Source organism: Pedobacter xixiisoli (assembly GCF_900215335.1).
Classification (GTDB): Bacteria; Bacteroidota; Bacteroidia; order Sphingobacteriales; family Sphingobacteriaceae; genus Pedobacter; species Pedobacter xixiisoli.
In genome coordinates this window covers 192,827-213,836 of the sequence record NZ_OCMT01000005.1, presented here as the reverse complement: position 1 = coordinate 213,836, position 21,010 = coordinate 192,827, and the positions used below count along the sequence as shown (strand labels likewise).

19 protein-coding genes are annotated in these 21,010 nt (G+C 37.3%); 15 read left to right on the top strand and 4 right to left on the bottom strand.

Going from position 1 to position 21,010, the window contains the following annotated elements; translation table 11 throughout:
* The first annotated feature begins 14 nt into the window (after positions 1 to 14).
* The 6 genes from CRO54_RS20535 to CRO54_RS20510 all read left to right on the top strand — a co-directional run bounded on the left by CRO54_RS20535 (position 15) and on the right by CRO54_RS20510 (position 5,914).
* The gene (locus CRO54_RS20535) at positions 15 to 830 is read left to right on the top strand and encodes a sterol desaturase family protein (protein ID WP_097133986.1); all 816 of its coding nucleotides are present in this window, start codon (positions 15 to 17) and stop codon (positions 828 to 830) included.
* The gene (locus tag CRO54_RS20530; protein WP_097133985.1) at positions 820 to 1,605 is read left to right on the top strand and encodes an SDR family oxidoreductase; all 786 of its coding nucleotides are present in this window, start codon (positions 820 to 822) and stop codon (positions 1,603 to 1,605) included. The genes CRO54_RS20535 and CRO54_RS20530 overlap by 11 nt, the downstream gene beginning before the upstream one ends.
* A gap of 213 nt (positions 1,606 to 1,818) precedes the next feature.
* Positions 1,819 to 2,697 carry a cupin-like domain-containing protein gene (locus tag CRO54_RS20525; protein ID WP_097133984.1) on the top strand — a complete coding sequence of 293 codons (879 nt, stop codon included), beginning with the start codon at positions 1,819 to 1,821 and terminating at the stop codon, positions 2,695 to 2,697.
* Between the two features lie 426 nt (positions 2,698 to 3,123).
* Complete coding sequence (locus tag CRO54_RS20520) at positions 3,124 to 3,735, top strand: sugar O-acetyltransferase (protein WP_097133983.1); 612 nt, start codon at positions 3,124 to 3,126, stop codon at positions 3,733 to 3,735.
* Positions 3,736 to 3,804: 69 nt separating this feature from the next.
* Positions 3,805 to 4,596, top strand: a complete 792-nt coding sequence (locus CRO54_RS20515) for a DUF3050 domain-containing protein (RefSeq protein ID WP_097133982.1) — start codon at positions 3,805 to 3,807, stop codon at positions 4,594 to 4,596.
* A gap of 52 nt (positions 4,597 to 4,648) precedes the next feature.
* Positions 4,649 to 5,914: a DUF5690 family protein gene (locus CRO54_RS20510; protein WP_097133981.1), complete on the top strand. Its 1,266-nt coding sequence runs from the start codon at positions 4,649 to 4,651 to the stop codon at positions 5,912 to 5,914.
* 328 nt (positions 5,915 to 6,242) lie between these two features.
* Here CRO54_RS20510 and CRO54_RS20505 read toward each other — a convergent pair whose 3' ends face one another.
* Positions 6,243 to 6,668, bottom strand: a complete 426-nt coding sequence (locus CRO54_RS20505) for a YybH family protein (protein WP_097133980.1) — start codon at positions 6,666 to 6,668, stop codon at positions 6,243 to 6,245.
* A 57-nt stretch (positions 6,669 to 6,725) separates the two neighbouring features.
* Here CRO54_RS20505 and CRO54_RS20500 point away from each other — a divergent pair, with 57 nt between their 5' ends.
* The 9 genes from CRO54_RS20500 (at position 6,726) to CRO54_RS20460 (ending at position 16,379) form a co-directional block, all read left to right on the top strand.
* Complete coding sequence (locus CRO54_RS20500; RefSeq protein ID WP_097133979.1) at positions 6,726 to 7,142, top strand: ribosomal maturation YjgA family protein; 417 nt, start codon at positions 6,726 to 6,728, stop codon at positions 7,140 to 7,142.
* Complete coding sequence (locus CRO54_RS20495) at positions 7,126 to 7,791, top strand: suppressor of fused domain protein (RefSeq protein WP_097133978.1); 666 nt, start codon at positions 7,126 to 7,128, stop codon at positions 7,789 to 7,791. The genes CRO54_RS20500 and CRO54_RS20495 overlap by 17 nt, the downstream gene beginning before the upstream one ends.
* Positions 7,792 to 7,801: 10 nt before the next feature.
* Positions 7,802 to 8,695, top strand: a complete 894-nt coding sequence (locus CRO54_RS20490; protein WP_205944034.1) for a CbrC family protein — start codon at positions 7,802 to 7,804, stop codon at positions 8,693 to 8,695.
* A 6-nt stretch (positions 8,696 to 8,701) separates the two neighbouring features.
* Positions 8,702 to 8,989, top strand: coding sequence for a hypothetical protein (locus CRO54_RS20485; RefSeq protein ID WP_097133977.1), 288 nt, complete (start codon positions 8,702 to 8,704; stop codon positions 8,987 to 8,989).
* Positions 8,990 to 9,039: 50 nt separating this feature from the next.
* A complete protein-coding gene (locus CRO54_RS20480) occupies positions 9,040 to 11,007 on the top strand; it encodes a WG repeat-containing protein (protein ID WP_171047971.1) in 1,968 nt (655 codons plus the stop codon).
* Between the two features lie 195 nt (positions 11,008 to 11,202).
* Positions 11,203 to 12,294, top strand: coding sequence for a vWA domain-containing protein (locus CRO54_RS20475; RefSeq protein ID WP_097133975.1), 1,092 nt, complete (start codon positions 11,203 to 11,205; stop codon positions 12,292 to 12,294).
* A 95-nt stretch (positions 12,295 to 12,389) separates the two neighbouring features.
* A complete protein-coding gene (locus CRO54_RS20470) occupies positions 12,390 to 13,868 on the top strand; it encodes a P-loop NTPase family protein (RefSeq protein ID WP_097133974.1) in 1,479 nt (492 codons plus the stop codon).
* 263 nt (positions 13,869 to 14,131) lie between these two features.
* Complete coding sequence (locus CRO54_RS20465) at positions 14,132 to 15,388, top strand: metallophosphoesterase (RefSeq protein ID WP_097133973.1); 1,257 nt, start codon at positions 14,132 to 14,134, stop codon at positions 15,386 to 15,388.
* A 97-nt stretch (positions 15,389 to 15,485) separates the two neighbouring features.
* Positions 15,486 to 16,379 carry a UbiA prenyltransferase family protein gene (locus CRO54_RS20460; protein WP_097133972.1) on the top strand — a complete coding sequence of 298 codons (894 nt, stop codon included), beginning with the start codon at positions 15,486 to 15,488 and terminating at the stop codon, positions 16,377 to 16,379.
* A gap of 139 nt (positions 16,380 to 16,518) precedes the next feature.
* Here CRO54_RS20460 and CRO54_RS20455 read toward each other — a convergent pair whose 3' ends face one another.
* The 3 genes from CRO54_RS20455 to CRO54_RS20445 form a co-directional block, all read right to left on the bottom strand.
* Positions 16,519 to 17,211 (bottom strand): response regulator transcription factor, encoded by a 693-nt coding sequence (locus CRO54_RS20455; RefSeq protein ID WP_097133971.1) that lies wholly within the window; start codon positions 17,209 to 17,211, stop codon positions 16,519 to 16,521.
* 127 nt (positions 17,212 to 17,338) lie between these two features.
* Positions 17,339 to 19,015 (bottom strand): sensor histidine kinase, encoded by a 1,677-nt coding sequence (locus tag CRO54_RS20450; RefSeq protein WP_097133970.1) that lies wholly within the window; start codon positions 19,013 to 19,015, stop codon positions 17,339 to 17,341.
* Positions 19,016 to 19,017: 2 nt separating this feature from the next.
* On the bottom strand, positions 19,018 to 20,901 hold the full coding sequence (locus tag CRO54_RS20445; RefSeq protein ID WP_240775173.1) for a S9 family peptidase: 1,884 nt from the start codon (positions 20,899 to 20,901) through the stop codon (positions 19,018 to 19,020).
* Positions 20,902 to 21,010 lie beyond the last annotated feature (109 nt).

Below are 21,010 nucleotides of genomic sequence, written 5' to 3'. Positions count from 1 at the left end.
CAAATTATTCTTTTATGACTTGGGAAAAGCTCATTAGTTTCTCTTTGGAGGTGGCCATTAGATATTTCGTAATTGCAGGCCTTGCTTTCTTAATTTTCTATGTACTGTTCAGCAAAAAACTTGGTGGAAGGAAAATACAAAGCAAAAAACAAAAAGTTTCTGATTACAAGAGAGACATTTTTTACTCTATTATTGCCATTCTAATTTTTGGTGCGCAGCCAGTTATATTTTTAGAAAACGATGCAATAAGACCTTACACCACCTTATACACTGATATTTCACAGTACGGCTGGGTGTATTTCTTCTTGGCTTTTCCAATCATGTTCTTCGTTCACGACACTTATTTTTATTGGACGCACAGAATAATGCACCATCCAAAACTGTTCAAGTGGTTTCACTTAATCCATCATAAAACTACTAATCCTTCACCTTGGACTGCCTATGCTTTCCATCCATTAGAAGCATTGGTTGAAAGTGGAATCTTCATTATTTTCATTTTCTGCATGCCTGTACACGTGGCGCATTTGTCTGTTTTCTTCTTTCTGATGTTTGTTTACAATGTATATGGGCATTTAGGCTACGAACTTTATCCGGCAGGCTTACACAAAACAAAAATTGGCAAGTGGGTAAATACCTCTGTAGCACATAACCAACACCATCAGTTTTTTACGGGCAATTATGGCTTGTATTTTCTTTTTTGGGACAGATGGATGGGAACTTTGAGAGCTAATTACGACGAGAAGTTTGAAAGTAGAGTAATAAAAGCACCAGAGGCCGATACTGTTGTAGAACAAGAACTTGTTGAAACTATTGTTGCCCATGAAAAATAAAGTTGTTTGGATTACAGGAGCTTCTTCAGGAATTGGTGAGGCATTGGTTTATGAATTAAGTGCTGCCGGCGCAAAGCTGATCATTTCTTCACGCAACCGAGATGAACTTTTTCGAGTAAAACAGAACTGCAAAAACCAAATTGACTTACATGTACTCTCTTTGGATTTGGAGGATAGCGAAAACTTGACCACAAAAGCACAAGAAGCAATTCGCATTTATGGTCATATCGATATTTTGATTAACAGCGGTGGTATCAGTCAGCGGGCACTAGCTTTAGAAACTGATTTTGCAACTGAAAAACGTTTCATGGATATCAATTTTTGGGGTACCGTAATTTTAAGCAAGGCGGTACTTCCTCAAATGATAAAACGAAACACGGGTTCTATTGTATGCGTGAGCAGCTTAGTTGGTAAATTTGGTACTAGGTTGCGTTCGGCTTATTCAGCTTCGAAACATGCATTACATGGTTATTTCGAATCTTTAAGAATAGAACTAGACAACCCTAACATCCACATTTTGCTAGCTTGTCCAGGCTTTATTAAGACCAAAGTAACCATTAATGCCTTAACTGAAGATGGAAGCAAGCAAGGCACAATGGATGAAGCACAAGAAAATGGCATGCCAGCCGAAGAATGTGCCAAGCAAATCATCCGGGCTATCGAAAAGAAAAAAGACGAAGTTTATATAGGTGGCAAAGAAGTGAAAGGCGTTTTGTTGAAACGTTTATTCCCTTCTTATTTTGCTAAAATCATTAAAAAAGCAAAAGTTACCTAGGTTTTATAAGTATTAGCCACAGATTATTTACATGTGAAATTGTAAAAAGAAATTTTAAGATTTGTATCCGTACATCTGTGGCCAAAAGAAAGTGATTTAAATCATTTTATTCGCAACTTTTATATAATAGTCATACATCTTAACGTTTTTTATCACAACTTTGTACAGTTTAATTTAGCAGTAAGTTAACCGAAAGTTTATAAATCACACCAAATGAGCTTTAACTTAAAACCCGTAGATACCGTAGAATCTATCACTCCAGAGGACTTCAAAAAGAATTATTTGAAGAAAAAACGTCCTTTGGTAATTAAAGGACTTACCAAAGATTGGCCAGCAAGAGAAAAATGGACTACCGAATACCTTAAGGAAATTGGTGGCGAACTTGAAGTTCCACTTTACGACAACTCGAAAGCAGACCCAAGCAAGCCCATTAATGCGGCTACGGCACACATGAAATTTGGCGAATACCTAGATTTAATTAAGCGTGAGCCTACCGAATTAAGGATATTTTTCTTCAACTTATTCAAGAAAGTACCAAGCTTAATTAACGACATCAAAATCCCTAAAGATTTGATGGGTGGTTTTATAGAAAGTATGCCAGCCATGTTTTTTGGTGGTTCAAACTCAGTAACTTTCTTACATTACGATATCGATTTACCTCATATTTTCCATACCCATTTTGGTGGTCGCAAGCACATTATCTTATTCGATTATAAATGGAAAAAACGTCTTTATTGCTTACCAAATGCCACTTACGCTTTGGAAGATTACAAAGTAGACAATCCAGATTTTGAAAAATTCCCTTCTTTAAATGGCATTGAAGGTTACGAGGTTTTCTTAGAGCACGGTGATACTTTATTTATGCCAACCGGTATGTGGCACTGGATGAAATACGTTGACGGTTCGTTCTCGTTAAGTTTAAGAGCTTGGGACCAATCCATCAGTCGTAAAGCCGCTAGTGTTTGGAGTTTGTTTAGACACGGCGCAGTAGATAGCTTAATCAAAATGGCATTTAAAGAAAAATATGCACATTGGAGAGAGAAGAAAGCCGTAAAAAGGGCAGAGAATGCTTATGCAAAAGGCAAACTTTAAAATATTGTAGAAAAAGCAAATACAGCGGGGCATCGGTTACGATAGCCCCGCTTTCACTTTTATCTTTTTTGTTGACATTACCTCTATCTTGTGTCACACTGAGTTTATCGAAGTGCTTGCAAGTAACAAACAAATCCTTCGACAAGCTCAGGATGACAAGCATCAAAAAAGTATAATCGTTCAATCGGGTTTATTAAACCAAAGCTTACGCAAAACTTCGCATTCTTGGAGTAGCTCTTCTTTACTTTGCGTTAAAATTGAACCGCAAAGGTTTTGGAAGTTTCCGTAAAGAATGCAAAGACTGATTTCTTCAAAAGTTTTCCTTCCCAGCAATTAGACTTATCACAAAAACCTATAAAAACACCCAAATCTCATAAATTCAAATATTTTCGTACTTCGAAAAGCCTTTAGCTAATTTTGCGGTTAATGGAAAAGCAACTTACCGAGAAAGAAAAAATGTTGGCTGGCAAAGCATATCAAGCTGGCGACAATGAATTAGCTAACGACAGGCTAAATGCACGTGAAATTGTTTTCGAATTCAACAATCTGCCTCCAAAACAAATTAAACAGCGCAAGCAGCTCATCAAAAAACTGTTCGGCAAAACTGAAACCATGTTTTACGTAGAACCACCGTTTCGCTGTGATTATGGATATAACATCGAAGTTGGTGACCATTTCTATAGTAATTTCAATCTCACCATTTTAGACTGCGCTAAAGTTTCCATCGGCAGCCACGCTTTTATTGGACCAAATGTGTCTATTTACACTGCTGGTCATCCTTTACACCAACATTTACGCGACCAAGAACATGAATGGGCGCAACCGATTACTATTGGCGATAGCGTTTGGTTGGGTGGAAATGTGGTAATTAATCCAGGTGTTACTATTGGCAGCAATGTGGTTATCGGCTCTGGAAGTGTTGTAACAAAGGATATACCCGATAATGTATTTGCGGCAGGAAATCCATGTAAAGTAATTAGAGAAATTACCGATGCAGACAAAGACTTTTATTACAAGAATTTCAAACTAGGCGAATAACAAAACTTACATCATAAAAATAAGACTTACGAAGTTGATGAAACTTCGTAAGTCTCTCAAAATACCAGCATGATAGAAAAAATAAACCAAGAAGCTGCTCATCTAAAATCTCAAATTGTTAATCACAAAGTATACGCTCAAATTAGTGATTTACCTGCACTTCGTATCTTCATGGAGCATCATATCTACGCCGTTTGGGATTTCATGTCACTTTTGAAAGCATTGCAAATTAATCTTACCTGCACTACGTTGCCTTGGTTTCCAGTAGGCAATTCCAAAACTCGTCAGCTAATTAATGAAATTGTAGCAGGCGAAGAATCGGATTTAGATGCAGATGGCGGTATTAAAAGTCATTTTGAACTTTACTTAGATGCCATGGAGCAAGTTGGTGCAAATACAAAACCCATTTCAACGTTCATAGATACTTTACAAAAAGGAGCTACTTTTCAAGAAGCTTATGCAAAAGCACAGGTTCCATCAGCTGCGCAAAAATTTATGGACAGCACTTTTGCGGTAATTAACGCTGGTAAAAACCATGCTACCGCAGCCGCGTTTACTTTCGGCAGGGAAGATTTGATTCCTAATATGTTCCACACCATGGTAAACGATTTGAATAGTAAACATCCCGCTCAGGTAACTATTTTCAAATATTACCTAGACAGACACATCGAAGTAGATGGCGACCATCACAGTCATTTAGCCTTAACCATGACTAGCGAGTTGTGCGGCACCGAAGATAAAGCTTGGAACGAAGCCTCAGACGTGGTAAAAGAAGCGCTACAGCAACGAATTAACTTGTGGGATGCAGCACTTCTAGAAATTGAACGGCTAAGCGAAACTACAGTTTCACTTCAGGCTTAAATCTTTGACTTCTAACATAATTAGGTTATCTTCATTTTAAGATTAACCTTTTATGCACCAAACCAATTCTAGCAAATCCATCAAAACTGGACTATATGCCGCCGTAGTGGTTTTCTTAGCCTACACCATGATTTTTGGTTTTAGAAAAACTTTCACCGTAGCCACTTTTGATGGTTTAACCATTGCAGGTTATAGCTACAAAACGGTTTTGGTAATTAGCCAAATGTTGGGTTACTTATTGGCTAAGTTCTACGGCATCAAATATATTTCTGAACTAAAGCGAACGGGCAGAGGAAAAATTATTCTGATACTGACAGGCATTTCTTGGTTGAGTTGGTTGTTTTTTGCCGTAGTTCCAATGCCTTATAATATTGTATTTCTATTTATAAACGGTTTCCCGCTGGGTATGCTTTGGGGCGTGGTATTTTCTTATGTAGAAGGTAGGAGAAGTACGGATTTTATTGGTGCAACCTTGGCGGTGAGTTTCATTTTTGCTTCTGGTTTTGTAAAATCTGTAGGGGCTTGGTTAATGTCTAACTTTGGTATTTCCGAGTTTTGGATGCCTTTTTATACGGGCCTAGTTTTTTGTATTCCTCTAGCGGTATTTGTATTTCTGATGGAGAAAATTCCACAACCTGACGAGGAAGACATTAAATTTAGAACCGAACGTGTAGCCATGACTTCCGACGACAGGAAGAAGTTCGTCAAGGAGTTCTTAGGTGGAATTATTGCCTGTATTGTGATTTATTGCTTCGCTACCATCTTTCGAGATCTCAGGGATAATTTTAGCGCCGAAATGTGGAAGGAAATGGGCTTTTTTAACCAACCAGCAATATTCTCAAAAACAGAAACGCCAATTACCATTATAGTGCTAGTTCTTATTGGCAGCATGGTCATGATCAAAAATAACTTTGTTGCCTTAAAAACTGCACATTGGTTTATTGTCATTGGTTTTGTGATAGCGGGAGCTTCCACCTTAGTTTTCAAATTCAATCATATTAGTCCAATTGCTTGGATGACTTTAGTTGGTCTGGGCTTATACATGGTTTACATTCCTTTTAACGCCATCTTTTTCGATCGACTGATTTCTACCTTCAAATACGCAAGCAACGTAGGTTTCCTCATTTACATTGCCGATGCTTTTGGTTACATAGGCAGTATTGGTGTTTTACTAAGCAAAGAGATTTTTAAAGTGAAACTGAATTGGGTGCCTTTCTTTTCGAGCAGTGTGATGATTTTATCGGTAGTTGGTGTAGTACTTACTTTTTATTCGCTGTATTACTTTTCTAGGAAGTATAGGAAGATGATTGAAAATTAAAGGGTATTAATTGCTCTTTGGGATTTACTTTAAAGGCACACCCTACAGGCGTGCGCCAGCGTGGGTTCGACATTACAAATGTCGAACAGCGAGAAAAGAATATAACTAGCTAGCTAATTTTGGATTAAAAATCCAATGTTAATCAAATCGGGATTACAAATCCCGACTAGCGAAAACCAGGAAAACAGGGTACTATAGAAAAGAGATTGCTTCTTCGTTTCTCCTCAAAAGACGTGAATACATGCGTCATTGGTAGTTCACCAAGCAATCTTAAAGCACGCTCTATTCTACTTTTAGTTTTACCACCATACCGCTCTACATTCTAATGCTAAGAACTATGGTCTACCACAACCTTCCACTCCCCACCAATCTTTCTCAACAGCAAAGTAAAATAACCTTTCGGCTCATCTTTTTCTCTTTTCAAATTCCAACTACCCAAAACGAAGGCTTTGTCTTTCGCTAAAAATTCCACTTTCTTAATCCCGAAAGTTAAAAAGCCCATGGCACTCTTATCTGGATAGCCTTTTTTATAATTATCCAAAGTTTTTTGCCAGCCGTAAGTTGGACCGTTTTTGCCGACAAACAAAAGGCTATCACTTTTCCAGTAACCTTGCATATAGTTTTCCATATCACCTTTATTCCAACCTTGGCGTTGATTTTCTAACACCTTTAAAATGGCAGCTTTATCTTGGGTGGTTTGAGCCATCAAAGTATTTGCGCAAATAACTAATAGTAATAATATAATTTTTCTCATCAGCTTCGTTTAATTCAAAATCTAGATTAAATTAGGTTTTTAATACTATCTCACCAAATGGAGAAAAAAGAAAACGCTTTTAGGTTCGATAAAAAGAGCTTCCTTATTGCTGCAGCTATATTTATCATCGAAGTTTTAATTGCACTGTACATTACCGACAACTTTATTCGTCCTTACGTTGGCGATGTTTTGGTGGTGATACTCATTTACTATTTTGTAAAGGCTTTTGTACACATTGGGGTTTGGCCTTTAGCCATTGCTACACTTTTGTTCTCCTATCTGATAGAAACATTACAATATTTTCACATCGTAAAACTGATAGGATTAGGAGATAACAAGTTCGCCAACATTGTAATTGGAAACTCTTTTGCTTGGGAAGATATCATGGCCTACACAATTGGAATAACTATTGTTGTTTTGATAGAAACATATTCTATAAAACGCAAAACCGCCTCCAATGAACGACTTTTATGAAAAATTCAGAAACAGAACCAGTTTTGATGAACATGCTGAGGCAATTTCAGCACACCTAGATGAAAGATACACCTCTGAAGAGCTAACCGTTTTCCACGAAATATTCTCTCCAGATATCCATCTTGATGTTTATTTCGTACAATCTGAAAAACACAACTTCAATATCTTACTTACCGCTGGGATGAGTACACTAGCAATGACCGTTCCCGCAGCTGTAGAAAATCCACAAGATTATCAATTTACAGAGCTGATGTTATTGCTACCAAAATCAGTAACATTTGGCAAGGTAACTGGCGACAACCCTAACGATTGGCTCATTGCGATGCTTAAAGAAGTTGCCCGTTTCCCACATCATTACGATACTTGGTTAGCGATTGGGCACACCTTACAAGCTACAGCAGATATGGAACCTTATGCCGAAAACACCGATTATACAGGTGTGGTCGTTCTACCTTCGGTAACTTTTGATGAAGAGTTTACTTCGGTACAGGCTGGTGAAAACTTAATCAACATTTACTCCATTTTTCCATTGTATGCCGATGAAATGAACTATAAAATAGAAAATGGGTATAATGCGCTGTTAGATAAATTAATAGAAAAAAATGCGCAAGAAATTTTCGACGATAACAGACCCAATTTACTAGTCTAAATTAAATGCAATGGATAAACGAATTGAAAAACTAAAAGAGATTAACATCACCCTTTCGAAGGCGATTTCGAAAAGTAATAAATTTTGGTTCGAACATATTCTGCCCTCTCAATCAGCTACACCTTTATTTGAGGAAGCCGAAAAAGAACTAAACGCCATTTTAAGCGAACGTCCAAACGATGCTAACTTTTGGCGGATGTTGAGCAACGTAAAAACCTACACCATGGACTACGCCGAAGCTATTACTGCCTTGGAAAAAGCCATTGCTCTAGAAAACAAACAGAAAGATAAAACACAGTTGATAGAACTTGCGGCTCATAAAGATGTACAAAAACCTAAGCCAAAGGTTAAGAAAACCAGCAGCGACGTAGCGAAGAGAGACCTGCCTTTTTTCAAATATCACCCAGAACCTACACTTACTGGAGCTTTTGAAACCGATACCGTAGTTACCTGCGACTGCTGTAAAAAACCGACAGATGTTTACTACACTAGTCCATTTTATGCAATTGATGATATTGAAGCGCTCTGTCCTTGGTGCATAGCAGATGGAAAAGCAGCAAAGAAATTTGAAGGCAGCTTTCAAGATGATGTAAGTGTAGATGACGTTAATGACCAACAAAAACTGATAGAACTCACTGAACGTACTCCAGGCTATCGAGGTTTGCAACAAGAGTATTGGCTGGCTCACTGCAACGATTATTGTGCGTTTAAAGGCTATGTGGGTTGGCAAGAAATTGAGCCATTGCTAAGCGAATTTGCCGATATTGAAACAGATTTAGCCAATGCTGGCGGCATATCTCTTGCTGATTTACCAAAATACCTGCAAGACAATGGTTCTTGCCAAGGTTATCTTTTTCAATGCACTTGCTGCAATAAGTATAGGTTGTATTACGATTTTGACTAAACAATTATGAAAAGCAGTTATAAAATTTTGTTAGGAGGTCTGGCTCTTTTTGGTATCATCACATTGGCAACATCGAGTTTGCATTATGATGCCGATGGAGCCGATGAGTACGGTTTTCCTTTTAACTTTTACACCAAAGTGAGTGGTTATAGTTTAATTACAAAACAAGGAAATACAAGTACAGATTTTAGCCCCTTAGCGCTCATTGGCGATATTGCTTTGGCTTTTCTTACCAGTTGGCTCATCCTTAAATTAACCAATAAATTCAACGCAAAAAAAATCCGATCTAAATGAAACCTTTCCTATCCTTTGCTACTCTCCTACTGTTTATTAGTTCCTCTGTTATGGCTCAAACCACTAAAAACGATATCAAAAATCAGTTTAAAAACAAATCGTTAACTGAAGTAAAAGAATATTTAGAAAGGCAAAATAAAGAAATTGAAAAGTTGATTAGACTATCCTCAACTTCCTTAAAAATAACACCTGGAGATGTTGATTTGAAAGAAGTAAAAACTACAGAAAAATTCGATAACTCCCCTAAAGAGCAAATCATCAAACAATTCAACAAAACACTCGATAGGCTATATTTTAGTCCGCAGGTAGTATACCCAAATACCGATTTAAACATTAACTATAGTGCAGGAAGCTTAGTTTATAGTGCCAAAGATTACGATGATTACAAATTCCCAGAACCAGTTTTAAAGCTAAAAAAAGTATATTTCCAAGATGGAAAAACTTCTAATTTTGATAAAGAGATACACGGAAGAAATGATAAAACTACAGATGAAATTAAAGGCACCAAGTGGATTGATAGCATTGAACTAGAAGCAAGCTATCATTATCCAGAAGCTATGCCAGTGATTACTTTAAGTCCAGAAAAACCCCTACAGCAATTTACAGATGGCAAAATTCAGTTAATTTCTGTTAATGATGGCAAAGCCAATTTGAAAGTATCGCCAGCAGTAAAAGAAAAAATAATGAAGGTGGAAGGTATCAACTCAGCTGGCAAATCGATAGAGCAATATGGTTCTTCATCTTCCAGTAATTCGTCTAATTTCTCGGTAGAATTTTTAGCGCAATATTACGAAGCAGGAAAAAGTGTCATCGAAAAAATCGACAAATCGGCTTATAAAGATGTAGATGAACTTACAGAAGATTTGTACTCAAAAATTCCGAAAGAGGATAAGAACAAACCTGAAAATTTGGTAAATGCTACCTACAATTTTAGAGGAAACATTACACAAATCAACGTATTCCTAAAACCAGAGCAAAGTGCCATAAATAACTACAGGTTTGTATTGCAAAACAGCATCAAATATCCTGATGGTTTTGGTGTAGCTTATAACAAAAACGAGCTAGCGGGCATTTTAGATAAAGATGGCAAATGGATAGTACAGCCAGTCCACGATAGGTTATCTCATTACAAAGGCAATTATTTTATGGGCGAGGTAGCAGATGATGGTTACCGCACTGTGCTTTGGCTCGATAAAGCAAACCGCAAATTGGTGCCTTTCAACTATCGTTTTTATCGTGACGAATCTATATTCGATAAATATTATGCGATAGAAGATGGCATAAACGGCCCTAAAGGCTTAATCGACATCAAAACCAACAAAGTGTTAATTGAGCCAACGTTGAATAACATTGTGGTAAAAGGGAACTACATTGTGCTGAGAGATCACAACGAGACCAATACCATTATCAATAAAGATTTAAAAAAGGTGCTAACCGTAGAGGGTTACAACTACAAAATAAACGATGATTTTATATTCATAAGCAAGCCTTATACCTCTAAAGAAAAATTTGCAGACTACTCTGTGCTCAGCAATATAGATGACATTTACAATGCCGAAGGCAAAAAGATAAACAAGGAAGATTATGTTATAGAAACTTTCGACTTTTTTGGAATAGATAGCCTGCTGTTAGTGAAGAATAAATTAGGCAAAAAACTATTCATTAATACCAAAGGCGATGTGGTGATAGATGGCTCGAAGTATAAAGATGTAAGACCTTTTTCTAGTGGACTAGCTCCTGTTAAAAATGCAGAAGGAAACTGGGGTTACATCAATAGCAAGAATGTTTTAGTAATTCCGTTTATGTATAACGAAGCTAAGAATTTCTCAAAAATCAGTGCCATGGTACAAACCAATAAGGGCTACCAACTGATAGATCACAACAACAACGTGATTAAGAAGTTTGATGACGGCTTCAGAAGCTATTCGGTAAAGAAAGATGCTGATAACCTCACTTACTATAACTACAACGGTAATACTTATAATTCTCAAGGAGAAATTCATAAGGGAGACAGGTAAGCACTTTTCGTCACTGCAAAGCAAAATCTTAATTTCGTTATAAAATGTTTCCTGCCTTGCAGATTTAAGTCTTGCATCCTTGCTCTTTACTCTTTATTCCTTTCGGCTCAAAAATGACACACGTCTTAAAATAGTCCATCGTTAAACCTTTACCTTAGTTGTTATGTTAAAAAAGTAATTTGAGCTGCGAGAGATATGAAAGGTTATCAGTTTTCTAAATTTTTACCCAACGAATTGCCCAAAGGCGGTTTTGACGAGTTACTGAAGTTATTTACGCAACTGCTGAACTACACCGCGGGCGATGCCGGCGAAGCCTTGGCCTGGATGAACGAACTGGACAAGCAGTACAAGTTTACCAACAAAGATTACGGCATGGGCGATTTCATTGAGGACCTGAAGGAAAAAGGTTACATTAACGAAGAAAATGGCGAAACGAAAATTACTGCAAAGACGGAACAGACTATTCGTAAATCTGCCTTGGAAGAGATTTTTGGCAAGTTAAAGAAGGCTGGAAAAGGCAATCACAACAGTAATACTTCGGGCATTGGTGAAGAAAAGAATGCAGACAGACGCGAGTTCAGTTTTGGCGACAGCCTTGACCAGATCGATATGACGGCTTCTATCCATAATGCGCAAATTAACCATGGCATTGGCAACTTTACACTTACCGAACGAGATTTGGAAGTAGAAGAAAAAGATTACAAAACTTTAACTTCTACCGTGCTGATGATTGACATTTCGCACTCCATGATTTTATACGGTGAGGATAGGATTACGCCTGCCAAGAAAACGGCAATGGCTTTAGCAGAGCTGATTAAAACAAAATACCCAAAAGACACTTTAGATATTGTGGTTTTTGGTAACGATGCTTGGCCCATCACCATTAAAGATTTGCCTTATCTGCAGGTTGGACCGTACCACACCAATACTTTTGCTGGCTTAGAATTAGCTACTGATTTGTTGCGCAGAAGAAAAACGCATAACAAACAAATCTTCATGATTACGGATGGCAAGCCGACTTGCTTGAAAGAAAACGGCAGATATTACAAAAACAGTGTTGGTTTAGATAGAAAAGTGATTGGCAAAACACTAAATATGGCGGCCCAGTGCAAAAGATTAAACATCCCCATCACTACGTTTATGATTGCCAAAGACCCTTACTTGCAACAATTTGTGAGGCAGTTCACCGAAGTAAACGGTGGAAGGGCATTTTACAGCTCACTTAATGGCTTGGGCGAATACATATTTGAAGATTATATTAAGAATAGAAGAAAAACAGTGAGGTAGTCAGTAAAGCTGATAGTCCGAAAGACGGAAAAGATATTACGCTTTAAACTTACGGACTTCACTGACTTTACAGACTTCCCGACTAAATAAAACATATGCAGGCAAAAACACTAGGCGAATTAAAAGCAACATCATACCAATCTTTAAGCGTTAAAGACGAGCTGAGGAAGAATTTAATTAAACAACTACAAAATAAGGAAGCGGGTTTCGAAGGAATTTTAGGTTACGATGATACGGTAATTCCTGAATTGCAGACAGCGATATTGGCTCGTCACAATGTGCTGTTGTTAGGCTTACGTGGACAAGCGAAAACCCGTATTGCCCGTTTAATGGTAAACTTGCTAGACGAGTACATTCCCTACATTGCTGGAAGCGAAATTTTTGACGACCCATTGAACCCGATTTCGTGGTTCGGTAGAAATGAAATTGAAACCAAAGGCGATAAAACACCTATTGCTTGGCTACACCGCAGCGAACGTTATACTGAAAAACTGGCTACGCCAGATGTAACCGTGGCAGATTTAATTGGTGATGTTGACCCGATTAAAGCAGCAAACCTAAAACTGACTTACAACGATGAACGTGTGATCCACTTTGGTTTAATACCAAGGGCGCACCGCAGCATTTTTGTAATTAACGAATTACCAGATTTACAGGCTCGTATTCAGGTGGCTTTGTTTAACATGTTGCAGGAAAAAGACATCCAAATTAGAGGTTTCAAGTTACGTTTACCTTTGGATATCCAGTTTGTATTTACCGCAAACCCCGAAGATTACACCAACCGTGGTAGTATTGTAACTCCGTTAAAAGACCGTATCGAAAGTCAGATTTTAACGCACTACCCTAAAACAATCGAAATTTCTAGGAAAATCACTTTCCAAGAAGCAAAACTAACGGAAGAACAACGCTTAATAGAAGCGGATGGATTGGTGAAAGATTTGGTAGAGCAAGTTGCTTTCGAAGCACGTAAAAGCGAATACATCGACCAAAAGTCTGGTGTTTCTGCCCGTTTAACTATTTCTGCTTTCGAGAATTTAATTAGTAACGCAGAGCGAAGAATGTTGGTAAGCAGAGAAAAATCTACCTTTGTGCGTATTTCTGATTTTAGTGGAATTATTCCTGCTGTGACTGGGAAGATTGAGTTGGTTTACGAAGGCGAACTAGAAGGTCCGGCGAAGGTAGCGCATACGTTAATTGGAAAAGCGATTAAGCATTTGTTTGCAAGATATTTCCCTGACCCTACGAGAGCGAAGAAAAGCAAAACCGCTAATCCATACACCGAAATTACCGAATGGTTTACCGAAGGCAATACCATTGATGTGGATGATAACCTGACTTTAACGAACTATAAAAAAGAACTGCAAAAGGTAAATGGCTTGGAAGCTTTGGTAAAGAAATTTCATCCTAAATTGAGCGCCAACCAAACGTTGTTATTGATGGAGTTTGTGTTGCATGGTTTATCAGAGTTTTCGCAGCTAAATAAGAATTACCTAAATGGTGGTTTCGGCTTTTCGGATATGTTTGACAGTTTATTCAATGCCGATTTAACGGATGACGACGAGGATTTTGGATAGCTAATAATCCCGTCATTTCGAACGCAGCGCAGCGAGAGAGAAATCTAACTCCTAAACAGCCAATTGCTAGATTTCTCCTCGTTCCTCGTCGAAATGACGGCAGAGCAAAGACTTACGAAATTTTCAAACGGAGAAGCCCTCAACTTTTCCATTAGGAACAACAAAACTTCAAAGTTAAACTTCGTAAGTCTGAAAAAAGTAAACCATGAAACAAATCCCCAAAACAGACATCTAACAAAAACACATTAACTTTACACCCAAACATGGGAAGAACAGGATTTTTAACAATACTGTGTCTAATTGTTATTCTATTAGACATTTACTGCTATAAGGCTATCATTAGCGTTTTCAAAAATTGGAAACCAAGAACAAAGAAAATTTTTACCTACACTTGGTGGACTATTAATTCTCTATTGATTATTGGCGTATTCGCAGCCATCTTTTTAAATCTCTTTTTAAGTGCAAGAGCAGTTATTCTAGTGGCCTTTTTCTTAATTAGTACAGGTAAGATAGTTATGCTACCGTTTTTACTAGTAGACGATTTAAGAAGGTTTGGCATTAAGTTCTTTAGATTGTTAAAACGTAAACAACCTACCGAAGCCGCCAAAGAAACGATAGCAGGCGAACCCATCAGTCGTTCTTCTTTTTTAGTGAAAGCAGGTTTGATTGCAGGTGCCGTACCTTTAAGTTCTTTAAGTTGGGGCATCATTTCTGGTGCTTACGATTATCAAATTAGACGGGTTAATTTGAAACTGCCTAACCTACCGAAAGCTTTTGATGGTATCACTTTAGCACAAGTATCAGATATCCATTCGGGAAGTTTTTACAATAAAACTGCAGTAAAAGGTGGCGTAGATATGTTATTAGCAGAGAAACCTGATTTCGTTTTCTTTACAGGGGATTTGGTAAATAATTTAACGAGCGAACTTAAGGACTATCAAGATATTTTCAGCAAGGTAACCGCACCTTTGGGTGTTTATTCTGTATTGGGCAACCACGATTATGGCGATTATCATTTCGGAAGAGAAACATCCCCCGCAAAGGTGAAGAACCTCCAAGACATGGTAGCTTCTCATAAAATTATGGGTTGGGATTTATTGATGAACGAAAATCGCAGGCTGAAAGTTGGCGGTGAAGAAATTGGAATTGTCGGCATTGAAAACTGGGGCATGGGTCGCTTTCCTAAATACGGAAAAATGGAACTGGCGATGCAAAACACCGAAGATTTACCTGTTAAACTATTACTTTCTCACGATCCATCGCACTGGCGTGGCGAAGTTTTGGAGAAGTACAAAGATATTGATGTTGCCTTTGCTGGTCATACCCATGGAATGCAGTTTGGCGTAAGATTAAAAGACACCCAATGGAGCCCTGTACAATACATCTACAAAGAATGGGCAGGTTTGTACCAAGAACAACAGCAGCAATTGTATGTGAACGTAGGTTATGGCTTTTTAGGCTATCCAGGGCGTGTTGGTATGTTGCCAGAAATTACGATATTTACGTTAAGCAGAAGTTAAAAGTTGCAGGTTGAAAGTTAAAAGTTACAGGTTTGGATTCATAACTAGTAGCTCAAAACCGGTAACTCGCAACTCATAACCAACCCGTAACCCATAAATGTTAAAAAAACTAGGCTTATCTATTCTTGATTTTTTGCTGTTCAGCAATTTTTTTATTGCTATTTGTGCCGTTGCCCAAGGTCTGGTTACCTATCATTTATTGGGAGCAAAACCCAGTGAACATGTGCTGGCTTTCCTGTTTTTCTCTACTTTGCTGATTTATAACTTAGCGGTATTACTGGCTAAGCCTAAAGAACCACAGAAATCACCTTTTAAGCGAGTAAGGTGGATTTTTGCACATCATCGGCTAACGATATCCACCACTTTAATTTCGGTGCTTTGTCTCATTCCTTTAGGCTTGCTCTATCTAAGCTTTGAATCGAAGTTATTGATGATATTCGTAGGCTTATTAGCCATTGCTTACAACATACCATTCCTCACACTCAATAATAAAAAAATAGGTTTACGGAATATTCCTGGAATTAAGCTTTTTCTGATCGCCTTTGTTTGGGCAAGCAGCTGTGTGCTACTGCCCATTGTAGAACTAGAAAGTATGCATCAAATACAGGTACCTTTAAGTGAAACTGTATTATTATTGGCAAAAAGGTTTTTATTTGTTTGTGCCATTACCGTTCCATTCGATATCAGAGATTTATTCCAAGACAAGCTTTACGAACTTAAAACCATACCTGTTGTATTGGGTGAAAAAAAAGCCTGGATTTTCTGCCAGGCCTTATTAGGGATTTATCTCTTACTTTTAGTGTTGTTTACAAAAGGCATCAACATTGATGTAATTGGATTAACCTTAACTGTAATTCTTACGGGATGGTTAATCTTCAAATCAAACATTAAAAGAAACGAGTATTTCTATTTCTTTTACCTAGATGGAACTATGTTGTTGCAATATGCGATATTGGTTTTGTGTAGTTGGATGAGTGTTGCACTTGCTTAACCAAGCTCCTCATTTCGAGCGAAACGAAGTGAAGCCGAGAAATCCTTGAACTTTGTTTTACATCCAAAGATTTAGCTTTGCTGATTTACAATTCTCCGCGAGGCCGAAATGACGAACTTATTAGGTACCAATGCTATGATTAACTCCCTACATTAAACCTATAGCCTACACCTCTTACCGTTTGCAATAACTGCGGATTATCCGGATTAACTTCAATTTTCTTACGCAAACGAACGATGTGCATATCTAATGTACGAGTATTTACATCGGAGTTATAACCCCAAACTTCCAACATCAAATCTTCTCTACTAATTACCTGATTTGGGTTACGCAAGAAGTAAAGCAATATCCTGTTCTCTAAGATAGTCAACTCAATTTTCTTGCCCTCACGAAATAAGGTATGTACGTTTGGATGATGCTCCATATTGCCGAAGCGATGGATTTCTGAGCGTTCTGCATTAAGCAAAAACTTTACTTTGCTTTCTAACATCGCTACCAAAACGTCCATGCTAAATGGCTTGGTTACATAATCAGAAGCACCAAATTGATAAGCATCAATTTTATCTACGTCTTGTGCTTTGGCAGTCATCATAATTACCAAACCTTCAAAACCTTGCTTACGAACTTCTTCGCAAACCTCAGAACCTTCTTTTCCTGGAAGCATCCAGTCTAACAATACGATATCTGGTTTTTCTGTGGTGATGGTTTGGATAGCACTGATGCCATCAGCTTCTTCCAATACTTGGTAGCCTTCCGTTTTCAAACGCATTGCTGCTAAGAAACGTAGGTTTTCATCATCTTCAACAATTAATATTTTGATATCTTTTGACATGTTTTTGAAATTTTGAATGAGTAAACGAGTGAATGAATGAATTACCACTCAAACAAACATCCCCTCACTCCATTAACTTTTATTTAATCATTTAGTCAATTCATCATTCAATCATTCTCTAATTGAATCATTGTATGTACGGTAATACTATTTTAAATTCTGTTCCTTTACCAACAACACTACGAACACTAATTTCACCTTTCATAAAATTAACAAGTTCCTTACAAAAAGCCAAACCTAAGCCTACACTTCCTGCTTGGTTGTATTGGTTTTGTACACGATAAAACTTTTTAAAGATATTGTTTATTTCCGAAGCTGGAATGCCAATACCTGCATCTTTAAAGCGCAACACAATTTTATCTTTAATTAAACGAGCAGTAATGTGCATTTGTTTTTTATCTGGTGGCGAATACTTGTAAGCATTCTCCAACAAATTATCGAATAAGCTTCCTAAAAGCACAGGGTCTGTTGTAAAATGGGTAAGTTCAGTTACTTCATAAGTAAGTTTAAAATCTGGATGTTTTAATTGATGAACATCAATAGTGCTTTCAATAAATTCGGTAATATCTACTCTATCTTCGTTTAGCTTGATGGCTTTATTCTCTATTTGCGTAAATGCCAGCAACTTATTCATCAAACCATTCAGCTTGTCGGCTTCTTCATCCAATATTTTACCATAAAGTTTTTGCTCTCTCTCGGAGATGCTTGCCGCACTTTTAATATTATTTCCGGCAATCTTAATGACACTGACTGGCGTTTTAAACTCATGTGTCAGATTGGTAATGAAATCATACTGTAGCTTAAACATTTTATGGTTGATGTTCAAGTTTCTGTAGATCAGAAATGCAACCAAAAGTAGCAAGCCATAAAAAATCAAAATCAGCGCTGCTATGGGGAAGAAATAGCTAAAAATTTCCTTCTTGATGAAAGACTTAGCTGAAATAAAATACAATTTATAAGCAGAAAAGGGACCTCCTAGAGTAATTTCACCGGTAACATACTCCGAAGAAGTTTCTAAGGGGTCATAAGTTACAGGTTCTATGCGCACAGATTGATAAAGCAGAGGTCTATTGTTCTTGATTTTGATCTTCATCGGATCTAGCTCAAAAGAAAGCATATCTTGTTGATAAACTGGTTCAGTTGGCAATTTAGTGCCAATCATCTGCTTGTACACCTTCAAGTCTTCAAACCTAGGGATATTGAAGTAATCGATTCTATTGGGTTTGATATTCGAGAAATTACTAAACAAATCCTCTTGTGTAGGCACTCTTGTAGTATCTAACTTGTGTACAAACGTATATAACTTCAGCGCTAGTTCATTAAAGTTCTCTAGGGTAGTATTGCTAGGTATTGAATTTTCACCGAAAATCTTTACCGAATCTGCAGAAATATACGTACCAAATTGGTACACACTTTTCATTCCTGCAGAGAAGTTCCCTACGTTTAAGCCGTTCTCTTCGTACCTCGAATTGCGCACCTCAGCATCGAAAAAAACCACTCTTTTGATGAAAGGATATTTCAATAGAATGGTATCAACAAATTTTGCTGCAGTAGTAGAATCTAGGTAACCGTTGTAGTAAGAAATTTCGGGCAGTTTATTTAGGAAGAAATCATTGTAGGGCTTAATACTTTCTTCTAGTACATTTGTTTTTGCCGATACAAAGTCGCCTTCTATCTTTTTCTTGCTAAAATTAAAAGCCAAGAATAGTGAAAGTATAAACAGTGCAGAAATTAAGCCTATGAAAGTTACAATCAGGGAGAAATTCTTGCGGTAACCACTTTCTTTTACAGATTCCTTAGGCATAATTAGCGCTTTCTAAGGTTATCTTGTAAGAAAAGCTCCAAAGCTGCATAAGATTTTTTCCTAGCCTCTTCCCTATTCAATACTGATTTATTATCTTCTTTCTCTAGATAAGTTACTGGCGAATTCAATTTCTTTAGTTCTTTTACAAATTGAACAGCATCGTTTCCGTTAATTCTAGGGTCTTTAGAGTTTTGGGTAATAAATATCGGAATTTTGACTTTATCGGCATGAAAAACTGGCGAAGCTTGTCTCATATATTCTGCGTCTTTATCTGGATTACCAACCATTTCATAAAACATCTGTAAATTAGACGTCAAGAACGGAGGTATTGTTTTCAAATAACTGAAAAGATTAAGCACACCAGCGCTAGAGCCAGCACATTTATACATTTTTGGATTAGCCACAGCACTGTTAATTGCCACTAAACCACCAAAACCATAGCCATAAATTGCCACACGTTGCGGATCAGCAATTTTCTGGTCAATTAACCATTGTACACCTGCGTCTACATCTTTCTGGATTTTCTGCCCCCACTCCTTGAAACCTGCAGCATAAAATTCCTTACCATAGCCCGTAGACCCTCTGTAATTTACCTGCAGCACAGCATAACCTCTGTTAGCTAAAAACTGTACATCAGAATTAAATCCCCAGCTATTTCTTTGCCCAGGCCCATTATGAGGTATTACCACCACTGGCAAATTTTCTGGGTCTACACCTAACGGCAACGTTAAATAACCATCTATTTTAAAACCATCCGTTGTAACATAACTAATTGGCTTCATTTCGCACATTTCATCTTCTTTAATAGAAGTATTAATGTCGCTCAATTTCTTCAATGAATTGTTTTCTGCATAATACAAATAATACGCTCCCGGACTACGGTCTGTAAATGTTCTTACGATGAAATGTTGCTCATTTTTATCATTATGAACAATCCTTGATTCTGCATCCGGAATTAGCTTATCTAAATTCCCGAACAGCTTTTTTGCTTCGTCATTTAAGTAGTGCTTTTCCTTTTTCCAAGTTTCGTACACTACAAAATCCATTTTACCCCTACGCTTGGAATATTGCGCTTCAACTACGTTTAGCGTATCATCAGCAAACAGTACATTTTTTTCTTTACCGTTAATACAATCTATTTCTATTAGCGCATTCTTATCACGGTTAACATTAGAAATAGCGTAAACGATATTTGGTTTATTTTCTGAAAAAGCAACAGGCCAAAGCGTTGTTTTGAAATTATTGGTAATGATTTTTTTGAAAGGCTTGGTTTCATTCTCTCTGTACCAAAAAGATTCATTTACACCATCGCTAGAAATCGCCATGCGTAATTTACCTTTGCTGTCGGTTAGCCAATTGGTAAAGTTACCTGGATTTTTCGCAGCAACAAGCATCTGTCCGTTTCTCACGTTTAATCGGTAAACATCAAAAACGGTAGAATCTCTCTTATTACTTGTTACCAGAAGGAATTTATCTTCAATCAGCTGGTCATCCAAAAGGCGTACTTTGCTTTTTTCGTCAGCATTTAACAGGCGCTCTTCTGTGCCATTTTTGTTAACGATGTATAAATCGGTTTGAAACCTACTGTCGTCTTTCTCTTTGTAGTAGATCAATTCATCGTTGCTTACCCAACAATAGAAATGAATGTTGCGCTCTTCCAATTTAGAAACTTCGGTAGTTTTACCATGTTCTAAATCTTCTACAACTAAATGTTGTTTCTTGTCTTTAAGCGTTAGGTATGATAAGTATTTGCCATTGGGCGATAAACGATACAATGCCCTGTCCTGCGTTTTAAAGAAATCGTTAACAGGAATTTCCCTAACCTCCTTCTTCTGATTGCAGGCAAAAAGCATCACCACCACCAATAACCATATATATTTTTTCACAGCAACCTTCATATCACAAAATTACACAACACTATTACGGTTAAGCTATAAGCATTAACATTGTTACTTATTTCAAATTTTAAGTTAATACCAAATAAAACAAAAAATA